This window comes from Streptomyces sp. NPDC005799 (assembly GCF_040630525.1).
In the GTDB taxonomy this organism is placed as follows: domain Bacteria; phylum Actinomycetota; class Actinomycetes; order Streptomycetales; family Streptomycetaceae; genus Streptomyces; species Streptomyces griseorubiginosus_B.
The window spans coordinates 1-24,396 of record NZ_JBEXXQ010000046.1 but is presented as its reverse complement, the minus strand read 5'-3'; the positions used below and the strand labels follow the sequence as shown (position 1 = coordinate 24,396).

Sequence of the window (24,396 nt, the reverse complement as noted above, 5' to 3'; positions counted from 1 at the left end):
AGCGACCGGCGGGAGTTATGGCTGCGCGAACGTTCTGGCGACGGCGTCGGCGCCCCGTGCGAGCAGGCCCACGTCCACGCCGACGGCGGTGAAGGTGCTCCCAAGGTCGATGCAGCGTCGGGCGAACGCGGGATCGGACGTGAGCACGCCGGCCGGTCTGCCAGCCGCGCGTACCCGTACGATCGCGTCCGCCACCGCCTCGACGACGCTCGGCGCGTTCGGCTCTCCGGGGTGGCCGAGGCTGGCGGCGAGGTCGCCGGGGCCGATGAAGATCCCGTCCACGCCGTCGACTGACGCGATCCGCTCGATCTGAGTGAGGGCCTGCCGCGACTCGACCTGGACCAGCACGCACAGTTCGGTGTGTGCCAGGGCGGCGTAGTTCTCGACGCGGCCGAACCGGGTGGCCCGGGTCAACGCGGACACGCCTCGGATGCCTGTGGGGGCGTACCGGGTGGCGGCGACGGCGGTCCGCGCCTCCTCGGCCGACTCGACCTGTGGTATCAGCAGTGACTGTGCGCCGATGTCCAGGAGCCGCTTGATCACGACGGGATCGTTGACCGGAGGGCGCACGACCGGTGAGCAGGGGTAGGGGGCGACCGCCTGGAGCTGTGCGAGCACGGTCGCGACATCGGCGTGCGAGTGTTCGGTGTCGAGGAGCAGCCAGTCGAAGCCGGCGCCGGCGACGATCTCCGCCGGGTAGGGGTCGGCAAGCGAGCACCACAGGCCGGTCATCGGCTCGTCCCGGGCGAGCGCCGCCTTGAACGCGTTCGGCGGGAGGGGCCACCGGCCCGGCGCGGGCCGCGCGCTCACCGGAACGACACCCCGATCGCGCCCAGCGGGCCGTAGTCGGCGTGGATGACGGTGTTCGGTTCGACCGACACGGGCCGGGTGAAGGAGCCCGACAGCAGCAGTTGACCGGCTTCGAGGTGCTCGCCGACCGCTGCAAGCTTGTTCCCGAGCCAGGCGATGCCCGCGGCCGGATGTCCCATGACGGCGGCCGAAACGCCGGACTCCTCGATGACGCCGTTCTTCGACAGGGTCGCGGCCACCCATCGGACATCGACGTCCATCGGGCGTACGACCCGGCCGCCGACGACCATGGCCGCCGCGGCGGCGTTGTCCGCGATGGTGTCGGTGATCGCGCGCGGCACCTCGGTGCGGTAGTCGATGACCTCGAGTGCGGGGACGATGTACTCCGTTGCCCGCAGGACGTCGTGGACGCGCAGGTTCGGGCCGTGCAGGTCGGCGCCGAGCACGAAGGCGAGTTCGACCTCAAGGCGGGGCTTGAGGTAGCGGGTGGCGTCGAGTGTGGCGCCGTCGCCCACGATCATGTCGTCGGTGAGGAAGCCGTAGTCGGGTTCGGTCATCTTCGAGGCCATCTGCATGGCGCGGGACGTCAGTCCGATCTTGTGCCCGACGAGCCGGGCACCGGCCGCCACCCGCTCCGCCGCCCAGAGCTGCTGGATGGCGTAGGCGTCGGCGATCTCGAGACCGGGATGGGTGCGGCTGAGCTGGACGATGGGCTGCCGGTCACGGTCGGCCCTCATGAGGGCGGCGGCCGCCGCACGACGTTCCGCTTCGGTGATCACTGGGTTCCTCTCAGTGGCCGCGCTGTGCGGACACGGGCGGGGTCGGCAGCCAGGCCTCGCCCGGCTCGACGACGAAGGTGAACTCGAGGCTGTACCAGGGCTCGGTCACGTCCGGGGCGGGCGCCGGATCGCTCTCGTGGCGCACATATGTACCGATGAGGCTCTGTACGACGCCGAACTGGGCGTCGGTGTCCAGGATGGGGTCGTCGTGGCTGTAGAGCTGGGACGCGATCGTCTTGTAGCCCTGTTTGTGGATGAGCGCGTGGAGATGCGCCGGCCGGAAGGGGTGGCGGTCGAGCGCGGAGAGGAGGTCGCCCACGGGGCCACCGGTCGGTATCGGGTAGCCGGAGGGCTTGATACTGCGGAAGGCGAACAGGCCGTCGTCGTCGCTGAAGAACTTCCCGCGGAGGTTCCACTCGGCCTGCTCGGGGTCCTGGTTCTCGTAGAGGCCGGCCGGTGAGGCGTGCCAGACGTCGACCTCGGCGCCGGTGACCGGGTTGCCCTTGGTGTCGACGATCCGGCCGGTGAAGAACAGCGGCGGTCCCTCGGTGGGCGAGCGGACGATCGAGTCGCCGTTGTTCATTGTGGGGCTGCCCTGACGCCAGAACGGGCCGAGGAGGTTCGCCGAGGTCGGCTCGTCCTCGGTGCCGTTGTTCATCAGGGCGACCAGCGTGGACAGGCCCAGTGTGCCCGCCATCAGTCTGACCTCGTTGTGGCTGGCAGTGGTCAGCCGGCCGAGCCGGGTCACGATGGTGAGGGAGGTGTCGAACTCCTTCTCGGTCAGCCGTACTTCGCGGGCGAAGTCGTGCAGGTGGCGTACCAGTGCCCGGACGATCTCCCGGACACGTGGATCACCGGCCCGCTCGGTCTCGGCGAGTACGGCCGCGGTGAGCTGGTCCTCGTCCTGGATGATCACGTCAGTCTCCCTCTCATGACGGTCGGCCACCGACCCCCCGGCGAGTATCCGAAGGGCTTCCGGCCGACACAGCCCCCCTGTCCGTCCAGTGAACAACCAGGCACGAACAACGGTCCGGCTGTGCCACAAGCCGCCGCTCCGACGGAGCCGCGCGTGTCCGACCGGGCTGTCGGCTCCCTCCTCGGCACGAACCCGGACGGCACGCTGCCGTACGGCGCCCGCGCACACCGTCCGACGGACGCGGCGACCGTGCACACCGTCTGCGCGCTCCACGACAGCAACGGGCTCGCGCCCGTCGCCGCCGCGTTCCTCGAGCCGGTCGGCCTTCTCTCGATCGCGCTCACTGAGATACACCGCCCAGCGCCCGCTATCCCTCCGCGGCAAGCTTCCGCAACTTGGCCACAGGGATGCGGTAGTTGAGCGCGGCGGCGGCTGTCGGTCTGTCGTGGTCACGCCACAGCAAGAGCGCGGGACCGGCTTGTGGGTCGCCGTCCAGGACCCGTGGTTCCCCCGACTGGGGAATCGTGCCTGCGATCTTGAGGTCGATGCCGAACTGTTCGGTCCAGAAGTACCGCTGGTCCTCATGAGCCGCGCTGTCGGCGTTGAGAAGACTGCAGGCCGCTGTCTTCGCCTGTGCGACGGCATTCGCCCAGTGCGGGAGCCGCACATACGTACCGTCGGTGTTCCTTCGGACCGTCACGTCTCCGGCTGCGGTCACCCACGCGGCTGCGGTGCGGCAGCGTTCGTCTATGACCAATCCGTTCCGTACCGGCAGCCGCGACGTCATGAGCCATTCGGTAGCGGGTATGTCGCCGACGGCGGTAACTACGAGGTCGGCGTTCGTGATCCCTCGGCCATTGACGCTCACGCCGTGAACAGGATCCCCGACCAGGGTGGCGCCGTCGGAAGACACGATGACTTCGAGGCCGCAGGCCACTGCTCGGCGGGTGAGGAGGCTTGCAAGCCATTCACCGAGCTGTCGCTTTTGCGGCAATGCCTGGGAAACGAGCGAAACGCGAACGCCGCGGGAGATCAGCGTCGAAGCCACCTCCATCGCAAGGAAGCCCGAGCCAACGACGACGGCCGAATTGGCATGAGGAATGCGCGCACAGATATCTCTGGCATCCGCCAGCGTCCGAAGAACGAACTCGCCTCGTTGGCCGCGGTGCGCCAATCGTCGCGCGTGGGATCCGGTTGCGATCACAGCGCCCTCGAATACGACTGCGCGCCCGTCACTGAGACTCACCGTGCGGTTGGAGACGTCCAGGCCAGTAGCGGACGCGCCCCGGATGAACACCACGTCGTCTGACATCTTGGACAACGCGGCGCTCTGCGGATCACTCGTGCCGGCGAGCACCCCTTTCGACAGTGGAACCCTCGAGTACGGATCTTCATGCTCTTGGGAGATGACGGTCAGCTCACCGTCCCAGCCTTGAGACCGAAGCACTCCAGCAGCGGTTACAGCGGCAATCGACCCACCAACGATGACAATCCTGCGCATTGTCATTCCCGGACCACGAGTGCGGCGACAGGACAGACACGGGCACCCGCACCCGCGAGTTGCTGAAGCTCCGGGCTGATCGGTTCTTCGACCTTGAGACGGACGTAACCCTCATCGTCCAACTCGTAGACCTCGGGTGCTGTCTCGGCGCACAGCCCGTAGCCCTCACACGCGGGAGTTCTGATCTCGATTTCCATTTCTTTTCCTCGCGCGCTAAATCGCCTTGACGGTCAGCGGGACCGCGTCGAGGCTTCGGACGACGGGGTTCTTTCCACGGACAACTGGCCCGGAGAGTTCGAATTCCTCAACGAGAGGGATGAACGCCTCGAAGAGCGCCGTCATCTCGAGGATCGCGATGCCGCGTCCTGGGCAGCCGTGAGTTCCGTACCCGAACGCGAGGTGGTCGAGCGGATTTCGATGCAGGTCGAACGTGTCCGGATCCGGGTAATGCCGCGGGTCGCGGTTCGCCGCCGCCCAGTGCAGCATGATCCTTCCGCCTGCCGGGATCGGCGTCCCGTCTATCTGGATGTCGCGCGTCGCGATTCTGAAGAATCCTGTGACCGGACTCTCCAGGCGCAGAACCTCCTCAAGAACCTGTCGCAGCAATCCCCGATCCTCGCGCACCGCGCTCCAGATCTCGGGACGCCCCGCGAAGAGCGCAAAGGTCGCGCTCAACGCGTTGACAGTCGTGTCCATGCCCGCGGTCAGGTAGGCGTTGAGGCTCGCCACGGCGTCATCCAGCCCGATTCGGCCTTCGTCGACCGCATCCAGCATGACGGCGCCCCATTTTCCCGGGGTGAGCTTGCTACGGTCGGCCATGGTGGGTATCCACTGCTGGTAGGTCACCATCTCTTGAAAGTGTTCCTCAAGGTACTGCGTAATCGGCCCGAAGCCGGCGAAGGTCGCATCTGCTCCTGGATGAAACTTCTCCCGCTCTTCGATGGGGAGACCGATCAAGTCCGATATGACGTTGATGGGATAGACCGCGGCGACGTCTTTGTAGCCGTCGAAGTTCCCCTTGTAGGTGTGTTCGGCGGCCACAACTGTGGCATATTCCTGAATATCGTCGCGGACGTCCTTGAGCGCTCGTGGCGCCAGCTTGTCCGACAAGATTGCTCGCAGGCGGTCGTGTTCCGGCGGGTCATTGGCCAGGACGCCGCCCTTGAGGAAATCATTGAAGTCCTGTCGCAGGGCGACGCCGCGTGCAGAGGTGAATGCTTCCCAGTCGCCCGTAGCCTCCCGCACGTCTTCGTACCGGGAGAGGAGCCAGAAGTCGTACTTCGACATGTACACAGCCGCAGACTTCTCCCGAATTTCGGCAAGCACGGGGAAGGGATCGGCAACGACGTCAGGACTGAATAGGTCGACATCGCTCTCGACGTGAGGTTCGCTCATGGCGGTGGGTCTCCTCAGAAAACGGTTGAACAAGGCCGATGACACCGATGTGGTCACAGCCGCAAGAAGTTTCTGATTGAGTAAACAGCCCAGGAAGTGGGCCCCGGAAGCACAGTGCAGCAGATTCTTTTGACTGCCAGCCATTGACGACATCAATAGTCTCCGCCGAAGGTGGACGAACCGGTCGCCCAGCGCGAGCGGGCTACCGCGATCGAAGGGTTGCCCATGGATCTCAGCCGCATCGACTTGAATCTGCTGGTCGCGCTCGACGCCCTCCTGGCGGAACGAAACGTGACCCGGGCCGCCGCACGCCTGTCGGTCGGTCAGTCGGCCATGAGTTCAACGCTCGGCCGTCTGCGTCGCCTCTTCGATGACCCGCTCCTTGTACGCGAAGGTCGACAACTGCAGCCGACACCCTTCGCCGAGTCCATCCTCGGGCCCCTGCGCGAAGCGCTCGCCCAGGTCGATCAGGTTGTCAACAGCAGTCGTTCGTTCGACCCCCGAACGACGCACAGGACATTTTCGATCATGGTGACCGACTACATCACGCTGATCTATCTCTATCCGCTCCTCGACCGGCTTTCGCGGGAAGCCCCGCACGTGTCCTTGCAGTTCTTCCCAGTCAGCCCTGACGCGTCGGATCAGTTGTGGATTCGCGAGGTGGACCTGCTCATCCATCCGCTGGAGACGTTGCCGAGCGCCGAGCGTTTCAGATGCGTAGCGCTGTATCGCGATCGCTATGTTGCCGTGACCGACGGGACGTCCTCGCATGTCGGCGCGGAGTTGGCGCCTTCGGATCTGACCTCACGACCATTCCTCGCCACAACGATCGCCAACAGAGCCGCCTACGGCGACGTGCAGCTGGAGAACCTCGGCATCAAGACCAACCAGGTCATCGTGGCCAGCTGCGTTCTCGCTCCCTTCCTCATCCGTGGGACCTCGCTGCTGACTTTGCTCCCCGAGCATCTGGCGCAGTACGCCGCCGCGCAGGTCGACGTCCGGCTCCTTGAACCGCCGGTCGACCTGGCACCGGTGACAGAAGCGATGCTTTGGCTGCCGCGCTATGACAGCGACGAGGCGCACCGCTGGTTGCGTGACACCTTTCGTACGGTCATACAGACATTCGACATGACCAGCTGGAACTGGGAGACGGGCAGGCCGCTGGAGCGCACCGGGAACTGACGCGCGGCCCCAAGGCTCCGCGTGTGCGTCGGAGGCGGACAGCCGCTGAATGGGCCGGAGGGTGGTCCGGGCCGAAGTCACCCGGTCACCGCACGGGCCGTCCCGACTGGCCGTCCACGGTGCGCCGACTTCGCCGGCGTCGTCTGCCCGGCAAGGACATTCGAGCCGGTATCCGCCGTTGACGGTTTTCCGTAAACTTGGTCAATTCAGCAGCCGGATGATCATATGTTGTCGGTCATGCTGCTTCGAGGCCTTCGTGCCAAGGGAACTCTCGAGCTTTTTGTGGCCAGTTGCTCAGGACTGGGCTGTATCGCTGCGCTGATAGCAGTCGTCATGGGTCAGTTGACCCCGTGGTGGGTGCTGGTCCTGGTGCCCCTGGGGCTGTTCAACGCGATCGAGGTCATCGGCTACTTCGCCTACCTGCCGGTTGTCGTGAAACCGTACGTCCTGGGTCCCGCCCGAGCCGCCGACGGTGACCGGAAGGGGCGGGAGGAAGGGCAGCGACGCGGCGCCTTGCTCTGGCAGCTGGATACCGGCGGAGCCGTGAAGGAATCATCACCAGTCGTGGTCGACGGTACTGTCTACGTCGGCAGTTGGAACCACCTGCTGTGGGCCGTCGACGCCGCCTCCGGCGAGGAACGCTGGCGCTGCAGGACCGGCGGCGTGGTGGCGGCCTCCCCGGCCGTCGTCAACGGGACGGTGTACATCGGCAGTTGGGACAAGGATCTGTGGGCGGTGGACGCCGCCTCGGGTCAGGAGCGGTGGAGGTTCGCAACGGCCGGCCTGGTGCGGTCCACGCCGGTGGTGGCGGACGGCATGGTCCTCTTCGGCAGCAACGACGGTTACTTCCGCGCGGTCGACGCCGCTACCGGCGAGGGCCGGTGGCAGGTCGGCGTCGGCAAAGGCGTGCGCTCCTCACCCGCCAGGGTGGGGAACTCGGTGTATGTCAGCAGCAACGACGGCTTTCTGTGGGCGCTGGACACCGTTTCCGGCCAGGTACGGTGGCGGCTGAAGACGCTGAGCGGGCTGTGGTCCTCGCCGGTGGCGGCCGAGGCAACCCTCTACGTCGGCAGCGCCGACCGGCACCTGTGGGCAGTGGACGCGGCGACAGGTCAGGTCCGGTGGAAGCTCCCGGCCGGCAGATGGGTGAAGTCCACCCCGGCCGTGGCCGACGGCATCGTCTACTTCGGCACCACCGACGGGTATCTGTGGGCGGTCGACGCGGTGTCCGGGGAGAGCCGGTGGAGACGCAGGGTGGGGGTCTGGGTGCGATGGGCTCCGCTGGTGGTCAACGGCACGCTGTACATCGGGACCAACGACGGCCGCATCTGGGCGTTGGACGCGCTCTCGGGCGACGAACAGTGGACGGCGCAGACCGGCAGCCCCCTCTTCTCCACCCCCGCGGTGGCCGACGGCGTCCTGTACTTCGGCCTCCAAAACGGGCGCCTACTGGCTGTCCGCGCCTGATCAGAGATGGACCGGGGCGCGGCAACGGGACCTGGCTACCTTTAGTAATGCCCTGCCAGACCACCTCTCCGTGACAGTGAGCCACCAAGGGGTGCCGAACCAGCGCCGCACGGCGTCGCCCAGCAGCTGCCGAACGATGTCAGCCTGCTTGGCGTAGCAGCAGCGCACGGCCTGAGGTAACGCCAGGGGCTTGGCCTGGGGTCTTGCCGGTATTGCTGCTGGATTGAACGGTAAGTGCGTGATGAACCGGACCGGGATGCCAGTCTCTCCGCTACGGCAACGTCTCCTCAGCAGCCCATACTCGACGAAGGTGCTGTGTTGGCCCCTGAGACGACGACGGTCGCCCCGTCCGGGAAGCGTTCGGGGTGGGCGAGCAGCGCGGCGAGAGCGGTGGCTCCGCCGGGTTCGGCCACGATCCGTAGCCGCTGCCAGAGGAGTGCGCGGGCGGCGATATCCTCGTCCGCGACGGTAAGGGTCTTCATGCCGAGCGAGAGGCCGACAGCGGTGGCTATGCGGCCCGCCCGGCGGGCACCCAAGCTGTCCAAGGCAATCCCGCCGACTTCCACGTCCACGGGTTCCCCTGCCTCCAGCGCCGCTGTGAGCGAGGGCGCTGAGGACGGTTCAGCTGCGGTCACGCGGTTGCGCCCATCCAGCGCCAGGGCGACCCCTGCGCACAAGCCTCCTCCCCCGCAGCCGACCAGCACGGGCTGCCCTTCCGGTACCTGCTCGGCGAGCTCCAGGCCGAGCGTGCCCTGCCCTGCCACCGTCTGCGGGTCGTCGTAGGCGTCGATGTGGAAGGCGCCCTCGTGCCGGGCATGGTCCTGGCCGGCCGCCAGTGCGTCGGCGTAGAAGCCTTCGAACACGGTGGCGGGCAGGCCCGCTTCGCGCGCCGCCCAGGCCACGGCGGCCCGTGGTTGCCTCCCGACGCGCAGCAGACGCCGGCGGTCGGGGCGCCGCCTTCCGCGGCGCGCAGGAGGGCGAGCGCGTTGGACGCGCCGCGGACTTTGAAGGAGCCGCCAAACGATGCCTCACCCCCGCGAGACGTCGCGGATCAATCCTGGATCACGGCAGGCGAACACGGGTCGCCGCCCGACGAGTTGTCGTCGGGGCCCCGTCGAGACACCTTGCCTGGAGTTTCACGTGTTTGTGTACCCATCGGGCATCGGTCTGTCCGGTGCGCAACGACGGCTGCGTCCACACCGAGTCCTGGTCGGGGACCCCAACGTGCTGGCGCGGTGAGGATGGCGGGCGGTGGACCGGTCAGAATGCGAGGAGTGCCCAGCGCTTGGGGGTCCGTAGTGCGCCGGCCGTGGCATCCAGCACATTCAGTCGCCGTGGAACTGTCCGAGGCGTGATCGGCGGCAAGCCCGCGCGCCGGCGGGACCACCCGCGGCGGAACGGGAATGGAGGCGCCCAGCGTGCGGCGCCTCCACTCCGGCAGCGAACGCGCCGACAGCTTCCTCACTGGACGGGCAGCGGACGGCTTGCTCCGCTTCCACTCCCCCATCGGGTCATGAGGGCTGTGTGCCCGGCATCGTGTCCCAGAAGGCGCACTGGTGTTCCGCCGAGTACTGGGCGTCGTCGACAAGGACGCTCCGGCCTCCCGCCCGCAGCGACAGCATCAGGCCCTTGTCCTGGTGATAGCCGGGCCAGACCGTCTGCCCGGCGACGGACGGCCGGCCGGTCGTCGTGAACGCGCCCCAGTACCGCGTCATCTCGCGGGCGAGCCGGCGCTCGGCGGCGTTGAACAGCGGCGCGATGGGGGTGCCGTTGTCGAAGCTGGGCCAGATGTAGGCGAGTTCAGCGGCGTGGCCCGCCCCCCAGACGTAGCCGGGGATCTGCGTGAGGCCGGGGCCGGTCCGGTGGTCGAACTCGTACGCATAGGTGGGGGTGTACCGCTCGATGGTCCGGACAAGTGAGCGCAGCCCGCACCCGCCGATCCCCGAGATCATCCCCGAGTCGGTCATGATTCCGCCGATGAGGTACGCCGCGGTGAACCGGTCGGACGTGCCCGGCCAGGGGTAACGGGCGAGGACCTCGTCGGCGCGGGCGCCTGCGATGCCCTGGACGAAGGCGAGGTAGGCATCCCTGCCCGCGCCTATGTAGCCCGCGGCGAAGGTCCGGCCCTCGTCACGGTTGGCGCCGACGACCACGGGCACACGGGCGAATTCCCCGCGCTCCAGCGCCTCGCGTACTCCGGTCGGGAACGTCGGGGTCCCGTCCACGAAGCCGGCCGAGAAGGTCCGGCTCGCGTCGAGGAGGGTGCCCACCGAAGCCGACCGGAGACAGTCGAGGACGGCCGCCTGGGCCGTGCCGTCGCAGCCCGCCTGGCGGGCGAAGGCGGCCCCGGCGGCCTCAGCCCTGGCCTGCGGCCCGCTGGGACACGAACCGCTCTGGATCATGGCGCGGGCGAACAGTCCGCGCGAGCCGGGCGCCACCAGATGACCGCAGACGGACCAGCCGCCCGCGGACTCGCCGTCGATGGTGACCTCACGGGGGTTTCCGCCGAAGGCGGAGATGTTGCGCTGCACCCAGCGCAGCGCGGCCTGCTGGTCCATGAAGCCGTAGTTGCCGGACTCGCCGCCCTCCTGGGTGAGGGCGGGCAGGCCGAGGAAGCCGAAGACGCCGAGTCGGTAGTTGAGGGAGACGCCGATGACACCCGTCTCCTTGACGAGCTTCGACTCGTCGTTCTGCGAGCCGCTGCCGTTGGTCAGGCCACCGCCGTGGATGAACACGTGCACCGGAAGGCGGGCGCCGGCCCGCACGCCCGGCGGACGCCACACGTTGACGTCGAGGCAGTCCTCGGTCTCGCTGCGTGGTCCGTTGCCGCTGGGCAGGACGGGGCAGGGATTGCCGAAGTCGGCCGCCTCCCGAACGCCGCTCCAGCGCGCGGCGGGCTGTGGCGGCTTCCAGCGCAGGGAGCCGGTGGGCGCCGCCGCGTAGGGGATGCCGAGGAACCTCTCGACGCCGTCCGAGGTGGCGCCGCGCACGACGCCCTTGTCGGTGGGCACCACGGTCGGCGCACTCGCGGACGCCGTCGCGGGGAGCAGTCCGACGACGGCGAGGGACGTGGCCAATGCGCCGCCGAGGACAGTACGGATTCTGCTGGCAGTCATGGATGGGGACCGACCTCTCTGGCCGGGTGCCGGCCGCTACGGTGCGGCCGGCACCCTTGCTGGTGGGGGAAGGAGCCGGGTCGGGGCCGGCCCGGCATCAGGCATCGTTGGTCACCCGGCCGATGGGGCGAACCAGGCGGTCAGCGGGTGACGTCGACGCCGCCGTGCAACGGGAGTGTCCGAGACGAGGAGCCGACCCACACCTCCCGGTGCCCGGCGCCGAGCACCCAGGAGTGGAAGGACGTCTTCCAGTACTTCAACTGCTGTGCGTCGACCCGGATGCGTACGGTTTTCGACTCACCGGCGCGCAGACGCACCTTCTGGTAGCCGCCGAGCGAGCGCACCGCCTGGGGCGCGGTGGTCTTCGGGCTCGCGCCGACGTAGACCTGGGCGACCTCGTCACCGTCGCGGGTTCCGGTGTTCTTCAGGGTGAAGGAGACCGTCAACTCGCCGTGGTGCTGGTGGACCGCGAGGTCGCGGTAGGCGAAGGAGGTGTACGACAGGCCGTAGCCGAAGGGGAACAGTGGAGCGGTCTTCTCCTTGTCGTACCAGCGGTAGCCCACGTAGACGCCCTCGGAGTAGTTCTCCTGGTTGTTCACTCCGGGGTACTTGAGCGGGTCGCCGGCGACCGGTGTGGCGGACTCGCTCGCGGGGAACGTCTGGGTGGTCTTGCCCGACGGGTTCACGTCGCCGTAGAGCAGTCGGGCGGTGGCCTCGGCGCCGTTTTCCCCGGGGTAGTACGTGTCGAGTACCGCCTTGACCTTGGACAGCCACGGCATGGTGAGCGACGATCCCGTGTTGAGGACGACGATGGTGTCCGGGTTGGCGTCGGCGACGGCGGAGATGAGCCCGTTCTGGTCGGCCGGCAGGGAGAGGTTCTGACGGTCGAAGCCCTCGCTGCCGTCGTCGTAGGCGAAGACGATGGGCGTCTTGACCTGGCGGGCCAGGGCCACGGCCTGCTCCCTGGCGGCCCGCGCGGCCTGCGGGGTGACCCAGTTCAGTCTGATTTTGGCGGGTGCGCCCTGGATCGCGAGGGCGCCGGCGGCGAGGGTGTGCGTTCCCGCCGTCAGGTGCACGGTGGCACTGCTGGAGGCAAGGAAGCCCGTAATGACGCTCTGGCCGTCGATCTTCAGCGTGCCGTATGCGGCGGGAAGGTCGTAGACGAAGGAGTACTCGCCCTCGGCCGGCACGGTGAGCGTGCCGCTGTAGGTGAAGGAGGCGTCCGGTGTGACCGTGATCGTGCCGTCCGAGCCGACCGGCAGGGCGGGGCTGAGGGCCGTCGCGGGAATGGCGGCGCCGCTGTTGTCGACGCCCGCCGCGTAGCGCACCGTGGCATTCCGGCCGGCCCGCCGCGTGATGGTGGCGAGCGGCGACGCCGCGGAGTCCGGTACGACGTGGGAGCTGCCGCCGCCGGTGACCTTCGGCGTCTTCGCGGTCGGGCCGATGAGTCCAATGCGGGTGTTCTTCGCGGTCAGCGGAAGCGCCTTGCCGGTGTTCTTCAGCAGGACCGAACCGGACTCCGCCACCTTCTGCGCGACCTCGGCGCCGCCCTTCGGATCGCGGGTGGGCCGCCGGCCCGCGGTGCCGTCGAGGAGACCGAACTTCTGCATCTGGCCCAGGATGCGGGCGACGGAGTCGTTCAGCTCCGAGACCGGGATGGTGCCGTTCGTGATCGCGGTCTTCAGTTCCTCGCCCAGAAAGACACCGCTCGGCATCTCCTGGTCGAGGCCGTTCACGATGTCGGTCGTCGCGTGGGCCGCTCCCCAGTCCGACATGACCCAGCCCTCAAAGCCCCACTGCTCCTTGAGGATCGAGTCGAGCAGTTCTTCGCTGCCGCAGCCGTGACTGCCGTTCACCGCGTTGTACGAGCACATCACCGCACCGGCGCCGGCCCTGACGGCGGCCTCGAAGGCGGGCAACTCGATCTGACGCAGGGTCTGCTCGCCGACGTTGACGTTCACCCCCATGCGGTTGTCTTCCTGGTTGTTCTCCGCGTAGTGCTTGACGGTGGCGATCAGACCCTGGCTCTGTACGCCCCCGATCTCGCCGGACACCATGCGGGAGCTGAGCAGCGGGTCCTCGCTGAAGGTCTCGAAGTTCCGCCCCGCGTACGGCACCCGGATGATGTTCGTCATCGGTGAGAGCAAGACGTCCTGGCCGAGCGCACGGCCGTCGCGCCCGACGACCCGGCCGAACTCACGGGCCAGTCGGTCGTCGAAGGACGAGGCGAGCGCGACCGGCGCCGGCATCGCGGTGGCGTGCGCGTTGACCCGGACGCCCGCCGGACCGTCGGTGAGCCGCAGTTCGGGGATGCCGAGGCGGGGAACCCCGGGGATGTACCCGGCCTGCCCCAGCGCACGGGGATCGGTGCCTCCATGGACGAAGGACAGCTTCTCGTCCAGCGACATCCGCGCGATGAGGGCGGCGACGCGGGGAGACACGCCGACGGTGACCCGGGCGTCACCCGCGCCAGAGGCGCCGGGGGCCACGGCCGTGCCCACGGCGAGGAGCATGGCGCTCGCTGCCGCGATCAGGGCCGTGCGGCGCAGTCGGCCCCTCCTGTCACGTCGTACGGATGCCCGATTGAACTCCATGCGGACTCCTCACCTGTATGAGTGCTCGACGATGCGGCTCTGAACGATTCATCTCTGCGCTGGACGGAGCAGGGTCGGCGGATCGGGCTGACGGCCGGCGCAGCGAGCGCCGCCTCCTGCCCCCACGGTGGCCCGAGGGGCCGCCGCGTGCGGCCGGCTACCGGGACTGTTCGAAGAGCCAGTCGATGACCACGTCGTTCTCGTACGTCTGCGCCCAGGCGAAGTGCGGGCTCACCGGTGTCGTTCCCGCCGTATAGCTGGTGAACAGGACGTGGCTGCGCGCGGCCCGGGCCTGCCGCAGGAGCTCCCGTGACCGTGCCTCGAACTGCGCCTTCGGCAGATCGTTGGCCCACTCGCCGCGGGTGACCGGTGCACCGGCGGTCTCCAGCGCGTTCATCAGTGTCCAGGTGCCGGGTTTGCCGAATCGGCCCTCCCGGTAGGGGACGACCGGGTCGTCGACGGAGTGATCGGCCCATATCGGAATGTGCGTGATCCTCTCCATGGCGGCCGCGTCGCCCCAGCCGGCCGTGGGCAGGGCTGCCGCGAACACGTCGGGTCGTTTCGCCAGCAGGCTGTAGATGCCTCGCCCGCCCGAGGACAGGCCGACGACGTAGAGCCGGTCGGTGTCCACGCTGCGGGAGTGCTCGCCCACGAAGGTGTCGATGAGCTCGATCAGCGCGGCCTGGACCTTGGCGTCGGTCCAGTCCGTGCCGTCCGGTCCGTCCATGGGGCGGGGCAGGGGGATCTGCGGAGACAGGACGAAGGCGGGGTTGCGATGCTGCCTTTCCGGTTTGGCGAACGTGACCGCGATCCGGTTGGCCGTCACCTGGGTCACGTTGTTGTCCGCGACTTCGCCACCACCGTGCAGGGTGACGACGAGCGGGTACGGCCTGCGCGCTCCGGGGTCGCGTACGAACCCCTCCGGCCTGTACAGCCGGAAGCCCAGTTCGAAACCCGCCGAGTCCGTGAAGGAACCGGCGGCGAAGTCGTCGACCACAGGAGTGATGACGTCGGCGTTCCGGCTCGCGAACGAACCGGCCCTGAGCACCGGTTCACCTCCCGGTGTGCGTACGTCCGCGACCTGTCTGACGGAGTAGGCGCGGTCGAGCGGAAGGGGATCGGTGCCGGCGGCCCGCGCATCGGGGTCGTTCGGGTCCAGCTCTACGATCAGGCGGTCCCCCGGCCGTCCGGGTACGGATCGGTCGTCCACTTCGGCGGCGGTGTTGGAGTAGACCCGGGTCACCGTGCGAGCCGCTGTCCGCCCGCCCACCGTGGCCTTGACCTGGAAGGTGGAGGGCGGGATCATCCCGCCGCGTAAGTCGATGCGATGTGAGTACTGGATGGCGACGGCCGTCACCAGCCAGTTGTGCCTCGGCGTCACCCGCGTGACGAGGTCCGTTCGCACGACCGTATCGGGCTCGCGGGCCGCCTGTCGTCCTTCGGATGCGGCTGTCGCGGTGTCGGCGGCCGCGGTGGTCGCCGGGGGCACGGCCGTTGACGTGAGCGCGCCTGCCGTGCCGGTGAGCACCGTGCGTCTGGTGATCCCTCTCATCGGTCCTCGTCTCGGTTGGTGGGGCACCCTGACGGGGTGCCTCTGTGTGGATCAGGTCGCCGGGCTCAACACCACGGAATCGGGCGGCGGGTTGTGGGCCTGAGCGGCGGGTGCGGTGGCTGCCGGGAGTCCGCGGCCGGCGGAGGTTCCGCTCGGGCCCAGGACGCCGGTCACAGGGAGAAGGCGCCGGTCACCAGGGCGCCGACGGTCATGACGAGGGTGGTGGCGAAGGCCCAGCGGAAGATGAAGCGCTGATGTTCGCCGAGGGACACACCGCTCATGCCGACCAGGATGAATGTGGACGCGGTGAGCGGGCTGAGCGGGAACCCCGTGGTCATCTGGCCGAGGACGGCCGCCCGGGCCACCTCGGCCGGGTCCGTGCCGAATCCGTGCGCGGTCTCGGCGAGCACCGGCAGCACTCCGAAGTAGTAGGCGTCGGGAGTGAAGAGCAGGCTCAGCGGCATGCCGGTGACCGCCACGGCGACAGGCAGGTGCGAGCCGAAGGAGTCGGGGACGACGGACACGAGCGCCTCGGCCATCTCGTCGAGCATCTTGGTGCCGCTGAGGATCCCGGTGAGGACGCCGGCCGCGAAGATCATCGTGGTGACCAGGACCACGCTTTTGGCGTGCTTGTCGAGCAGCGCCTGTTGCTGTTCCCATGTGGGGTGGTTGGACAGCACCGCGATCGCGAACCCGAGGACGAACAGCACCGGGAGTGGCAGCACTTCCTCGATCAGGCAGACCACGAGCGCGACGGTGAGCGCGAGATTGAAGAGGTTCAGCCAGGTACGCGCCAACGGCGGGACCCTGACGGTGCCGGGCCCGTCCCCGGGGGATCGCAGCGCCGGCCGCTCGTGCCCGTCGGCCGTCGTGGGAGTGACCTGCCCGCTCGACTCGGCGGCGGCGGTACTGGTGGCGGTCTTCGCGGTCTTGGCGCTCTTGGTGGTCGTCGAGGCGGCGGGTTCACGGTCGTCGCACTCGTCCTCGCCCCTGCGCCCGCCCGTGGCCGGGCCCTGCGCGGACAGCGCGCGGAGACGGTTGCGCTCCCGGCGGCCGAGCAGGTAGGAGGCCACCAGCACCCAGGCGACGCCGAAGCCCATCGCGGGCAGCACGGGATTGAAGACGTCGGAACTGTCCAGTTTCAGGGCCGCCATGGCGCGTACGGTCGGGCCACCCCAGGGGATCATGTTCATCACGCCCGCGCCCAGACAGACCACCCCGGACAGCACCAGGGGGTTCATGCCGAGTCTCTTGTAGACCGGCAGCAGCGCGGAGACGGTGATGAGGAAGGTGGAGGCGCCGTCGCCGTCCAGAGCCACGCACAGTGTGAGGACGGCTGTGGCGAGGGTGATGCGTAACGGGTCGCCGCGCGCCACGCGCAACAGACCGCGGATGAGGGGGTCGAAGAGCCCGGCGTCCACCATCAGACTGAAGTACAGGACTGCGAAGGCGATCATGATGCCGGTGGGGGCCACCTTGGACAGCCCGCCGAGAATCAGCTCGCCGAGATCGCCCGCGAAGCCGCCGATGAGCGCCGCCACTACGGGAAGCAGGATGAGAGCGACCAGCACCGAGACGCGTCGGGTCATGGTGAGCAGCAGTACGGCGGCGATCGTGGCGAAGCCCAGGGCTGCCAGCATGGCGGCGCTCGCTTTCTCGGGGGACGGCCCTCGGCGGCGGTGGACGGGGCTGGCGGGGCAGACCGAGGTGTTACGCGAGAGTTTCGAAGCACCGACGGATCGGTGTCCAGCATCAGACCGAGATCTGTCCATGCGATGAGTGCATCAATTGGCTGCGATCGCGCCTATGCTCGCGGGCCATGGAGGCCACCACCTTGCGTCAGTTGGCGGCGTACACGGCCGTCGCCCGGGCAGCGAGCTTCACCGCGGCCGCCGCAGAGATGCACGTGTCCCAGTCCTCGCTCAGCCGCGCGGTCGCGGACCTGGAGCGGCTGCTCGGCGTCCGGCTCCTCGAACGGGACACCCGCAACGTGCAGTTGACCGCTGCAGGCGTCGAGACCCTGCGTATCGCGGAGCAGATCGTCACCGCTCACCGGGCGGGCATGAAGGAGCTCAGACGATTCCTGCTCGGCGAATCGGGAACCGTCGTCGTGGCCACCCTTCCCTCGGTTGCCGCGGTGCTCCTGCCGCAGGTGATCTACGACTTCCGCGAGCGGCGTCCGCAGGTGGCGGTACGCCTCCTCGACGGCCTGGAGCGACTGGTACTGGACCGGGTCCTGTCCGGTGACGCCGACTTCGCCATCACCACGGTCGGGCACCCGCCCGAGCAGTTGGAGCACCGCCCCCTGGTCAGGGACCGCTTCGTCGCGGTACTGCCGGAAAGCCACCCACTCGCCGACCGCGACGAGATCACCTGGGACGACCTGGCTCGTCAGCCGTTCCTGGCCGTCGGGCGTGACTCAAGCGTGCGCCGGCTCACCGATGCGGCGTTCGCCCAGATCGACGCGCACGCGGTACCGGCGGCCGAGGCGGGCAGTATCGCCACCGTGGGCGGGCTGGTCGCCGCCGGCCTCGGGGTATCGGCGATGCCCGCCCTCGTGCTCCCGCTGATGGGCGCCGGGCCCGTCGTCTGCCGTCCCCTGGTGGACCCCGTGGTGTACCGCCGCCTGGACATCGCGCTGCGCGCGCGGCGAACACTCCCCACCGCAACGGAACGGTTCCTCGAGACGCTCGAGGAATTCCGCCTCCAGGGCCGTGCTCTTCCACCCGGGGTTTCCTGGGCATGAGGCTGCCTGGAGCGTGCCGGGGCACCGGGCTTCTCCCCACCCGGGCACCCAACGCACCCGCCCCTTCCCCATTCATGCGTTCTTCGCATTGATTGATGGTCTTCTGTTGCTCGACAGGCATTTCTCGGCTCCTGCAATCTGAAGGCCCCCACCGCGACGACCGAGTCGTACCACCGGAGACGACGTGGCCGGGAACCAAGGCGAACTGCACGGATGAGGGAGCACATCGGTGTCGGACGACAAGCACAAGGCCACCGGACGCGGGCAGTTGAAGGGGCTGAAAGTGGTCGAGTTCGCCCACGTGGTGGCCGGACCGCTGGCAGGCTCGATGCTCGCCGACCAAGGGGCCGACGTCGTACACGTGGAACCCCCCGGCAGCGGAGACGCGGCCCGCGCCATGGGACCGCAACGTGACGGTGTTCCTCTGTGGTTCAAGGTCGCCGGCCGCAACAAACGCTCGGTCACCCTCGATCTGCGCCGGGAGGCCGGCCGGACCGTCGCCCGCCGGCTCGTCGCCTGGGCTGACGTCGTCATCGTCACCCTGCGCGCCGGACGCCTGCGCAGCTGGGGACTCGACTGGGACTCCGTACACCGGATCAACCCCCGGGCCGTACTGCTGCAGATCTCCGGCTTCGGCGCCACCTCATCCCAGGCGGACGCACCGGGCTTCGGCAAGATGGGTGAGGCACGCAGCGGAGTCGTCCACCTGACCGGCTTTCCCGACGGCCCGCCCGTCCACACCGGCTTCTCGCACGGCGACGCCGTGACCGGCCTGATGGGTGCCTACGCCATCCTCGCCGCCCTCCACCGCCGTGAGCACGACCCCGGGTTCGACGGCGAGTGGATCGATCTCGCACTCTTCGAGTCCCTGTTCCGTCTCGTGGAGTGGCAGGTCATCGTCCACGACCAGTTGGGAGAAGTGCCCGAACGCCTCGGCAACCGGCTGGCGGTGGCCCCGGCGGCCGTGATCAACACCTACCGCTCCCGCGACGGCGAGTGGATCACGGTCACCTCCGCGACGCTGCGGTCGGTCCGCAACATCGCCTGCCTGCTGGGACTTCCCGAGAAGGAGTTCGCCACGGCACGGCAACAACACGACCGGCGCGGACAATTGGACGAGGGCCTGCGGGAGTGGGTGGCGCAGCGTGGCACCGCAGAGTGCCTCGATGAGTTCGCCCGCGCCGAAGTCGTCGCCTCACGGGTGTTCGACGCCGCGGACATCGCCGCCGACCCTGTCTATGCCGAACGCGAGGACATCGTCACCGTCGATGACCCCGACCTCGGTCCGGTGCGCATGCAGGCGGTGATCCCGCATTTCCGGCGGCGGCCCGGCCGGGTCTGGCGGACGGGTCCCTCCCTCGGGCAGGACAACCGCCTCGTCTACGGGCAGTGGCTCGGATTCAGCGAGAACGAGCTGGCCGACCTGGAGAAGAGCGATGTCATCTGAAGCACCTGCGCCAAGCCTTGCCGAGGTGGACGCGGGAACGGTCGACCGGCCCCCGCTGCGCTCCCTGCTCTTCGTCCCCGGCACCAGGACCGACTGGCTGCCCAAGGCCCGCGCGGCGGGCGCCGACGCGGCCGTCCTCGACCTGGAGGACGCGGTGACCGCCCAGGACAAGCCCGCCGCCCGTGCGCAGGTGGCCGATGCCGTCTCGCGGGCCGCCGCGCCTACCGATCAGGCGGGAGAGATGGCGCTGTTCGTCCGTGTCAACCCGCTGGACGGTTGGGCGGGGGCCGAGGAACTGCGCGCGGTCCTACGGCCGGGGCTCGCCGGTATCGTGCTCCCCAAGGTCCGCTCCGCCCAGGACGTCAGGCTGGCCGACCAGCTACTGCGCTGGTGCGAACAGGACCAGGGGCTGTCCCCGGGACAGGTCGCCCTGGTGCCCCTGCTGGAGACGGCCCGTGGCTTGCGCGAGGCCTACGACATCGCCCGAGCTGTCCCGCGTATCGCCTACTTGGGCGCTCTCACCGCGCCCGGCGGAGACGTGCAACGGGCCGTCGGTTACCGCTGGAGCCCAGAGGGCGACGAGACGCTGGCACTGCGCTCCCGTGTTCTGCTGGACGCCAGGGCGGCCGGGGTGCCGTGCCCGGTCAGCGGATTGTGGACGCGCATCACCGACCTGGCGGGACTCCGCGCCTTCGCCGAACAGAACCGCTCCCTCGGCTACGAAGGGATGATGGCGATCCATCCGTCCCATGTCCCAGTGATCAACCGGGTGTTCTCTCCCAGCCCCGGCGAACTGGACCACTACGCACAGCTGATAGCGGCGGTCGAGGCGGCACAGGGCGCCGGCAAGGGCGCCGTGACCTTCCGAGGCGAGATGGTCGACGAGGCCATGGCCTCTACAGCACGCCTTGTTCTCGCACGACACAGGGCACGGACGCGGATGGCTGACGAACTCCCGCCGCCCGGCCTGTGATCAGCAAGCGCCGCCGCCCGCTCCGGGAGAGGAGACGATCTGGCGGTCGAGGGCAGCCGTTCGCCATGGCGACAGCCGTTGGTATCAGCGGTCGAGTCGTCGCACCTCAGACCGGCGTCTGGCAGGCAGGCCCAGCGCAGGCGGCCGCCGCCCCCGGACGCCCCGCAACGGGGGCAGGCAGCGGTAGACGCGGTGCGGGCCGGAGAGTTCAGGGTGCAGAGATCATGGAACGGCACGTCGATTCGGCCGTCCGTGAGGGTGTGGGTACTCGGCCGTGGATCGTGGGTGACGACTTGTGGGTGCTGATCGAGCCGTTGCTGCCGCCGTGGCCCGAGAAGGCGCCGGTGCCGCGGCCGGTGGCGGACCGGCTGTGTCTGCAGGGCATCCTGTACGTGCTCCACAACGACCTGGCCTGGCAACTCCTTCCCCTGGAGCTGGGGTTCGGCTCGGGGCAGACGTGTTGGCGCCGTCTGGAGCGGTGGCAGCTGGCGGGGGGGCTTCGGCCAACTGCACCGCATCCTGCTCGCCGAGCTGAACGGGGCCGGCGAACTCGACTGGTCCCGCGCGTGCGTGGATGGCAGCGTTTGACTTGCTCCTCAGGCTTCAGCCCGAGGAGCAAGTCCACCCTTGCACGATGCTCTATCGGAGCCCAGTCCGGATCAGGGAAGGACACCCGAAGAAGTACGCACGGCCTGACGCAGTCGGACGGCGTCCTTGCTGGGGGGCGCTCCGAACTGGCGGCGGTATTCGCGGCTGAACTGTGACGGGTTGTCATAGCCGACGCGGTGGCCGACTCCGGTGACGTCGCCCGGATGGGTGGCGAGCAGCAGTCGCGCCTCCTGCAGCCTGATCTGTTTCTGGAACTGAATGGGGCTCATCGCGGTCACCGCCTGGAAGTTGCGGTAGAAAGCGGAGACGCTCATCCCGGACATCCGCGCCACGTCCTCGACCCGGAAGGGCTCCGCGAAGTGCTCGCGGATCCAGCCCACGGCCCGGGAGACGTGGCTGAGGCTGCTGTCGGCCAGGCCGAGTTGGCGGACTGTGGCACCCTGGTCGCCGGTGATCAGGCGCCAGAGGATCTCGCGTGTGACCAACGGGGCGAGTACGGCCCGGTCGCGGGGCTCGTCGAGCAGGCGCAGCAACCGGACCACCGCATCGAGCAGCGCGGCCGGAGCATCGCTGACGATGATCCCTGACGGCGCGCCTCCGCTGGTGCGGGGGGTGTCTCCGGGCCCGGCCTGCAACAGCAGCTCGGCGACAACCGGCGGTTCCAGCAGGAGTCCGAACCCCAGCGCCGGCTGCTCGGGGTCGGCCCGGGTGAACTGCCCGCTGACGGGCAGGTCGACGGATGCGACCAGGTACTGCCCGGCGCCGTACTCGTACACGCGGTCGCCCAGGGCGAGTCGCTTGGAGCCCTGGGCAATGACCGCCAGCACGGTGCCGGACATCGAGGGCTCCGGCGGATCCGACCGGTCGACCTTCGAGATCAGGACGCCGTCGATGGCAGTGGTCCAGTCGGGCCGGGCGTGCCGGGTCAGCAGGCTGCGGAGCTCTTCGAGGTGCATGTGTCCATTGCAGCACCATTCCGCACTGCGGCTCCCATGACCGCGAGGATCGTGCAAGTGCAAGCGAGCATCGTTCTAACGTTTTCGCAGGTCATCTCGGTTGAATGGAATCACCTCACTCCACTACCGAGAAGAAGGCACTCAATGATCGCCAACTACGGCTTCAACGCCACCCTGACCGCCAAGCCCGGCATGGGCGACCGACTGGTCGACCTGCTGTTGACCGGTCTGGACAAGGGCAGCCCGGGCGCGAGCGAACTCTGCGTCGTCTACCTCGTCTCCCGTTCCGCGTCCGACCCCGACGTCGTCCACGTCACCGAGGGCTGGACCAGCGAGGAGGACCACCACCGGATCTTCGCCGGCGAGGCCGCTCAAGCCATCGTGGCGCAGATCGACGGACTGCTGGCCAAGGAGTCCGAATACACCGACTACGTGCCGGTCCGAGGCAAGGCCGCCTTCTGACCTGCCGATCGCCCCACGCCCGGGGCCCGGCCTTCCCCGACCTCCGACACAACCCCCCGAAAGGCGGCGATCATGACCGCGGCACGACCCGACCTGGACCCCGAACTGCGTGAACTGCTGGCCGACATGCCCCTCATGTCGCAGCTCAGCCGAGAAGTCCTCGCGCACCTACGCCAGCTCCCCTCTGCACCGGTCGACTCCCTCCTCGCACACCGGCCAGTCGACCGGCGCGAGATCACCGTGCCCGCCAAGGACGGAGCCCCGATCCCTTTGTCGGTCTTCAGCCCCGCGAACACCGATCGCACCACCGCCGCACCCTGCATCTACTGGATGCACGGCGGCGGGATGGTCATGGGCGACCGCTTCTCGCAGATCGACATCCCGCTGGAGTGGCTTGACGAGTTCGGCGCGGTCGTGGTCTCCGTGGACTACCGGCTCGCACCGGAGGCCACCGGCACTGCCCTGGTCGACGACTGCTATCAGGGACTGCTCTGGGTCGCCGAACACTCCGCCGAACTGGGCATCGATCCCGCTCGGATCGTCGTCGCGGGCGCCAGCGCGGGCGGCGGCCTCGCTGCCGGCATCACCCTGCTGGCCCGCGACCTCGGCACCCCGGCGATCGCCGCGCAGGTGCTGATCGGCCCCATGCTCGACCACCGCAACACCAGCGCCTCCAGCTGCCAGTACGGCGACGGGCCCGGCGTCTGGACCCGGGAGATGAACGAGTTCGGGTGGCGCTGCGTCCTCGGTGACCTCACGGATGACCAGGTACCTGCCTATGTGTCACCCGCGCTGGCCGACGACCTCTCGGGCCTGCCGACCACCTACATCGACACCGGCTCCGCCGAAGTCTTCCGCGACGAGGACGCCGACTACGCCCTCCGCATCTGGGCGGCCGGCGGTCAGGCTGAACTCCACGTCTGGGCAGGCGGCTTCCACGGGTTCGACGCCCTGTACCCGCGGGCCCACATCTCGGCCACGGCCCGCCGGGTACGCACAGACTGGCTCGCCCGAGTCCTGCCCCCGAACTCCGCCGCACAGCGCAGCCCGCGCAGTCACACACAACCCACGCACGACCCCATCCCAGGAGGAACACCATGAAGGTCGCCATCGTCACGGGCGCCAGCTCCGGCATCGGACGACAACCCGCAAGGAGGGCAGGAGACGGCCGCCGCCATCGAGAAGGAGGGCGGCACGGCCGTCGCACTGCCGCTGGACGTCGGCGAGACCGCCACCTTGGCGGCCTTCCGCGACACGGTGGCCGACGTGCTGCGCGACGCCTGGCAGCGCGACACCTTCGACTACCTGGTCAACAACGCCGGTTTCGCGCAGACGTCGTTGATCGAGGACACGACCGAGGAGGCGTTCGACAGCCTCATGCGGGTCCTGCTCAAGGGACCGTACTTCCTGACCCAGAGGCTGCTGCCCCTGATGGCGGACGGCGGGGCCATCGTCAACACGAGCAGCAACGCGGTGGCGACGGCCGGACTGGAGCCCGGCTATGCGGCATACGCGTCGATGAAGGGCGGCCTGGTCGTGCTGACGCGGTACATGGCCAAGGAATTCAGCACGCGGGGCATCCGTGTCAACGCGGTCTCGCCGGGATCGACCCGCACGCGGATCGCCGACGATGCCTTCACTCGGTTCCCTGAGGTTGTTCCCGCCCTCGCCGCGAGAACCGCACTCGGCCGGGTCGGTGAACCTGACGACATCGGCGGCATGATCGCCTCACTGGTCTCCGACGAGAGCCGCTGGGTCACCGCTCAGAACATCGAGGTATCGGGCGGCTACAACCTCTAGGGAGCGTATTGCGTTGTGATCATTGGGTGGTCCGGGTGAGTTCTCTGAGCCAGATCATCGAGCCGCGGAGGTGAAGGCCGGCGAGGTAGCT

Annotated in this window: 21 protein-coding genes; 9 read left to right on the top strand and 12 right to left on the bottom strand. The window is 68.8% G+C overall.

Going from position 1 to position 24,396, the window contains the following annotated elements:
- Positions 1 to 15 precede the first annotated feature (15 nt).
- The 6 genes from ABZ453_RS35825 to ABZ453_RS35800 all read right to left on the bottom strand — a co-directional run bounded on the left by ABZ453_RS35825 (position 16) and on the right by ABZ453_RS35800 (position 5,401).
- Positions 16 to 810: an aldolase/citrate lyase family protein gene (locus ABZ453_RS35825; protein WP_359021743.1), complete on the bottom strand. Its 795-nt coding sequence runs from the start codon at positions 808 to 810 to the stop codon at positions 16 to 18.
- The gene (locus ABZ453_RS35820; protein ID WP_359021741.1) at positions 807 to 1,589 is read right to left on the bottom strand and encodes a fumarylacetoacetate hydrolase family protein; all 783 of its coding nucleotides are present in this window, start codon (positions 1,587 to 1,589) and stop codon (positions 807 to 809) included. Before ABZ453_RS35820 ends, ABZ453_RS35825 begins: the two co-directional genes overlap by 4 nt.
- Positions 1,590 to 1,599: 10 nt before the next feature.
- On the bottom strand, positions 1,600 to 2,505 hold the full coding sequence (locus ABZ453_RS35815) for a dioxygenase (RefSeq protein ID WP_359021739.1): 906 nt from the start codon (positions 2,503 to 2,505) through the stop codon (positions 1,600 to 1,602).
- A 367-nt stretch (positions 2,506 to 2,872) separates the two neighbouring features.
- Positions 2,873 to 4,006: an FAD-dependent oxidoreductase gene (locus tag ABZ453_RS35810; protein ID WP_359021737.1), complete on the bottom strand. Its 1,134-nt coding sequence runs from the start codon at positions 4,004 to 4,006 to the stop codon at positions 2,873 to 2,875.
- A 2-nt stretch (positions 4,007 to 4,008) separates the two neighbouring features.
- Positions 4,009 to 4,203 carry a ferredoxin gene (locus tag ABZ453_RS35805; RefSeq protein ID WP_359021735.1) on the bottom strand — a complete coding sequence of 65 codons (195 nt, stop codon included), beginning with the start codon at positions 4,201 to 4,203 and terminating at the stop codon, positions 4,009 to 4,011.
- A 16-nt stretch (positions 4,204 to 4,219) separates the two neighbouring features.
- Positions 4,220 to 5,401 carry a cytochrome P450 gene (locus tag ABZ453_RS35800; RefSeq protein ID WP_359021733.1) on the bottom strand — a complete coding sequence of 394 codons (1,182 nt, stop codon included), beginning with the start codon at positions 5,399 to 5,401 and terminating at the stop codon, positions 4,220 to 4,222.
- A 171-nt stretch (positions 5,402 to 5,572) separates the two neighbouring features.
- Between ABZ453_RS35800 and ABZ453_RS35795 the strand changes: the two genes are divergently transcribed.
- Both ABZ453_RS35795 and ABZ453_RS35790 read left to right on the top strand, forming a co-directional pair.
- Positions 5,573 to 6,583 carry a LysR family transcriptional regulator gene (locus ABZ453_RS35795; RefSeq protein WP_359021731.1) on the top strand — a complete coding sequence of 337 codons (1,011 nt, stop codon included), beginning with the start codon at positions 5,573 to 5,575 and terminating at the stop codon, positions 6,581 to 6,583.
- A gap of 333 nt (positions 6,584 to 6,916) precedes the next feature.
- Positions 6,917 to 8,050: a PQQ-binding-like beta-propeller repeat protein gene (locus ABZ453_RS35790; RefSeq protein ID WP_359021728.1), complete on the top strand. Its 1,134-nt coding sequence runs from the start codon at positions 6,917 to 6,919 to the stop codon at positions 8,048 to 8,050.
- 287 nt (positions 8,051 to 8,337) lie between these two features.
- On the opposite strand, the gene ABZ453_RS35785 is transcribed toward ABZ453_RS35790, so the two are convergent.
- The 5 genes from ABZ453_RS35785 to ABZ453_RS35765 all read right to left on the bottom strand — a co-directional run bounded on the left by ABZ453_RS35785 (position 8,338) and on the right by ABZ453_RS35765 (position 16,952).
- Positions 8,338 to 8,952, bottom strand: a complete 615-nt coding sequence (locus tag ABZ453_RS35785) for a pyridoxal-phosphate dependent enzyme (protein WP_359021726.1) — start codon at positions 8,950 to 8,952, stop codon at positions 8,338 to 8,340.
- A 609-nt stretch (positions 8,953 to 9,561) separates the two neighbouring features.
- A complete protein-coding gene (locus tag ABZ453_RS35780) occupies positions 9,562 to 11,166 on the bottom strand; it encodes a carboxylesterase family protein (RefSeq protein ID WP_359021724.1) in 1,605 nt (534 codons plus the stop codon).
- A 140-nt stretch (positions 11,167 to 11,306) separates the two neighbouring features.
- Positions 11,307 to 13,760 carry a glycoside hydrolase family 3 C-terminal domain-containing protein gene (locus ABZ453_RS35775; RefSeq protein ID WP_359021722.1) on the bottom strand — a complete coding sequence of 818 codons (2,454 nt, stop codon included), beginning with the start codon at positions 13,758 to 13,760 and terminating at the stop codon, positions 11,307 to 11,309.
- 157 nt (positions 13,761 to 13,917) lie between these two features.
- The gene (locus tag ABZ453_RS35770; RefSeq protein WP_359021719.1) at positions 13,918 to 15,312 is read right to left on the bottom strand and encodes a PHB depolymerase family esterase; all 1,395 of its coding nucleotides are present in this window, start codon (positions 15,310 to 15,312) and stop codon (positions 13,918 to 13,920) included.
- A gap of 170 nt (positions 15,313 to 15,482) precedes the next feature.
- Positions 15,483 to 16,952 carry a citrate:proton symporter gene (locus ABZ453_RS35765; protein WP_359021717.1) on the bottom strand — a complete coding sequence of 490 codons (1,470 nt, stop codon included), beginning with the start codon at positions 16,950 to 16,952 and terminating at the stop codon, positions 15,483 to 15,485.
- Between the two features lie 179 nt (positions 16,953 to 17,131).
- Here ABZ453_RS35765 and ABZ453_RS35760 point away from each other — a divergent pair, with 179 nt between their 5' ends.
- The 4 genes from ABZ453_RS35760 (at position 17,132) to ABZ453_RS35745 (ending at position 21,242) form a co-directional block, all read left to right on the top strand.
- Positions 17,132 to 18,058: a LysR family transcriptional regulator gene (locus ABZ453_RS35760; protein WP_359021715.1), complete on the top strand. Its 927-nt coding sequence runs from the start codon at positions 17,132 to 17,134 to the stop codon at positions 18,056 to 18,058.
- Between the two features lie 229 nt (positions 18,059 to 18,287).
- Positions 18,288 to 19,505 carry a CoA transferase gene (locus ABZ453_RS35755; RefSeq protein WP_359021713.1) on the top strand — a complete coding sequence of 406 codons (1,218 nt, stop codon included), beginning with the start codon at positions 18,288 to 18,290 and terminating at the stop codon, positions 19,503 to 19,505.
- A 25-nt stretch (positions 19,506 to 19,530) separates the two neighbouring features.
- On the top strand, positions 19,531 to 20,478 hold the full coding sequence (locus ABZ453_RS35750; RefSeq protein WP_359021711.1) for a CoA ester lyase: 948 nt from the start codon (positions 19,531 to 19,533) through the stop codon (positions 20,476 to 20,478).
- A gap of 65 nt (positions 20,479 to 20,543) precedes the next feature.
- On the top strand, positions 20,544 to 21,242 hold the full coding sequence (locus ABZ453_RS35745) for a transposase (RefSeq protein WP_359021709.1): 699 nt from the start codon (positions 20,544 to 20,546) through the stop codon (positions 21,240 to 21,242).
- Here the strand turns inward: ABZ453_RS35745 and ABZ453_RS35740 are convergent.
- The gene (locus ABZ453_RS35740; RefSeq protein WP_359021707.1) at positions 21,138 to 22,043 is read right to left on the bottom strand and encodes an AraC family transcriptional regulator; all 906 of its coding nucleotides are present in this window, start codon (positions 22,041 to 22,043) and stop codon (positions 21,138 to 21,140) included. The genes ABZ453_RS35745 and ABZ453_RS35740 overlap by 105 nt on opposite strands.
- 144 nt (positions 22,044 to 22,187) lie before the next feature.
- Here ABZ453_RS35740 and ABZ453_RS35735 point away from each other — a divergent pair, with 144 nt between their 5' ends.
- From ABZ453_RS35735 to ABZ453_RS35725, 3 genes are all read left to right on the top strand, one after another.
- On the top strand, positions 22,188 to 22,505 hold the full coding sequence (locus ABZ453_RS35735) for an antibiotic biosynthesis monooxygenase (protein ID WP_359021705.1): 318 nt from the start codon (positions 22,188 to 22,190) through the stop codon (positions 22,503 to 22,505).
- A 72-nt stretch (positions 22,506 to 22,577) separates the two neighbouring features.
- Entirely contained in the window at positions 22,578 to 23,606 is a 1,029-nt protein-coding gene (locus ABZ453_RS35730) for an alpha/beta hydrolase (RefSeq protein WP_359021703.1), read from the top strand.
- Positions 23,607 to 23,681: 75 nt separating this feature from the next.
- A complete protein-coding gene (locus ABZ453_RS35725; protein ID WP_359021842.1) occupies positions 23,682 to 24,305 on the top strand; it encodes an SDR family oxidoreductase in 624 nt (207 codons plus the stop codon).
- Positions 24,306 to 24,396 lie beyond the last annotated feature (91 nt).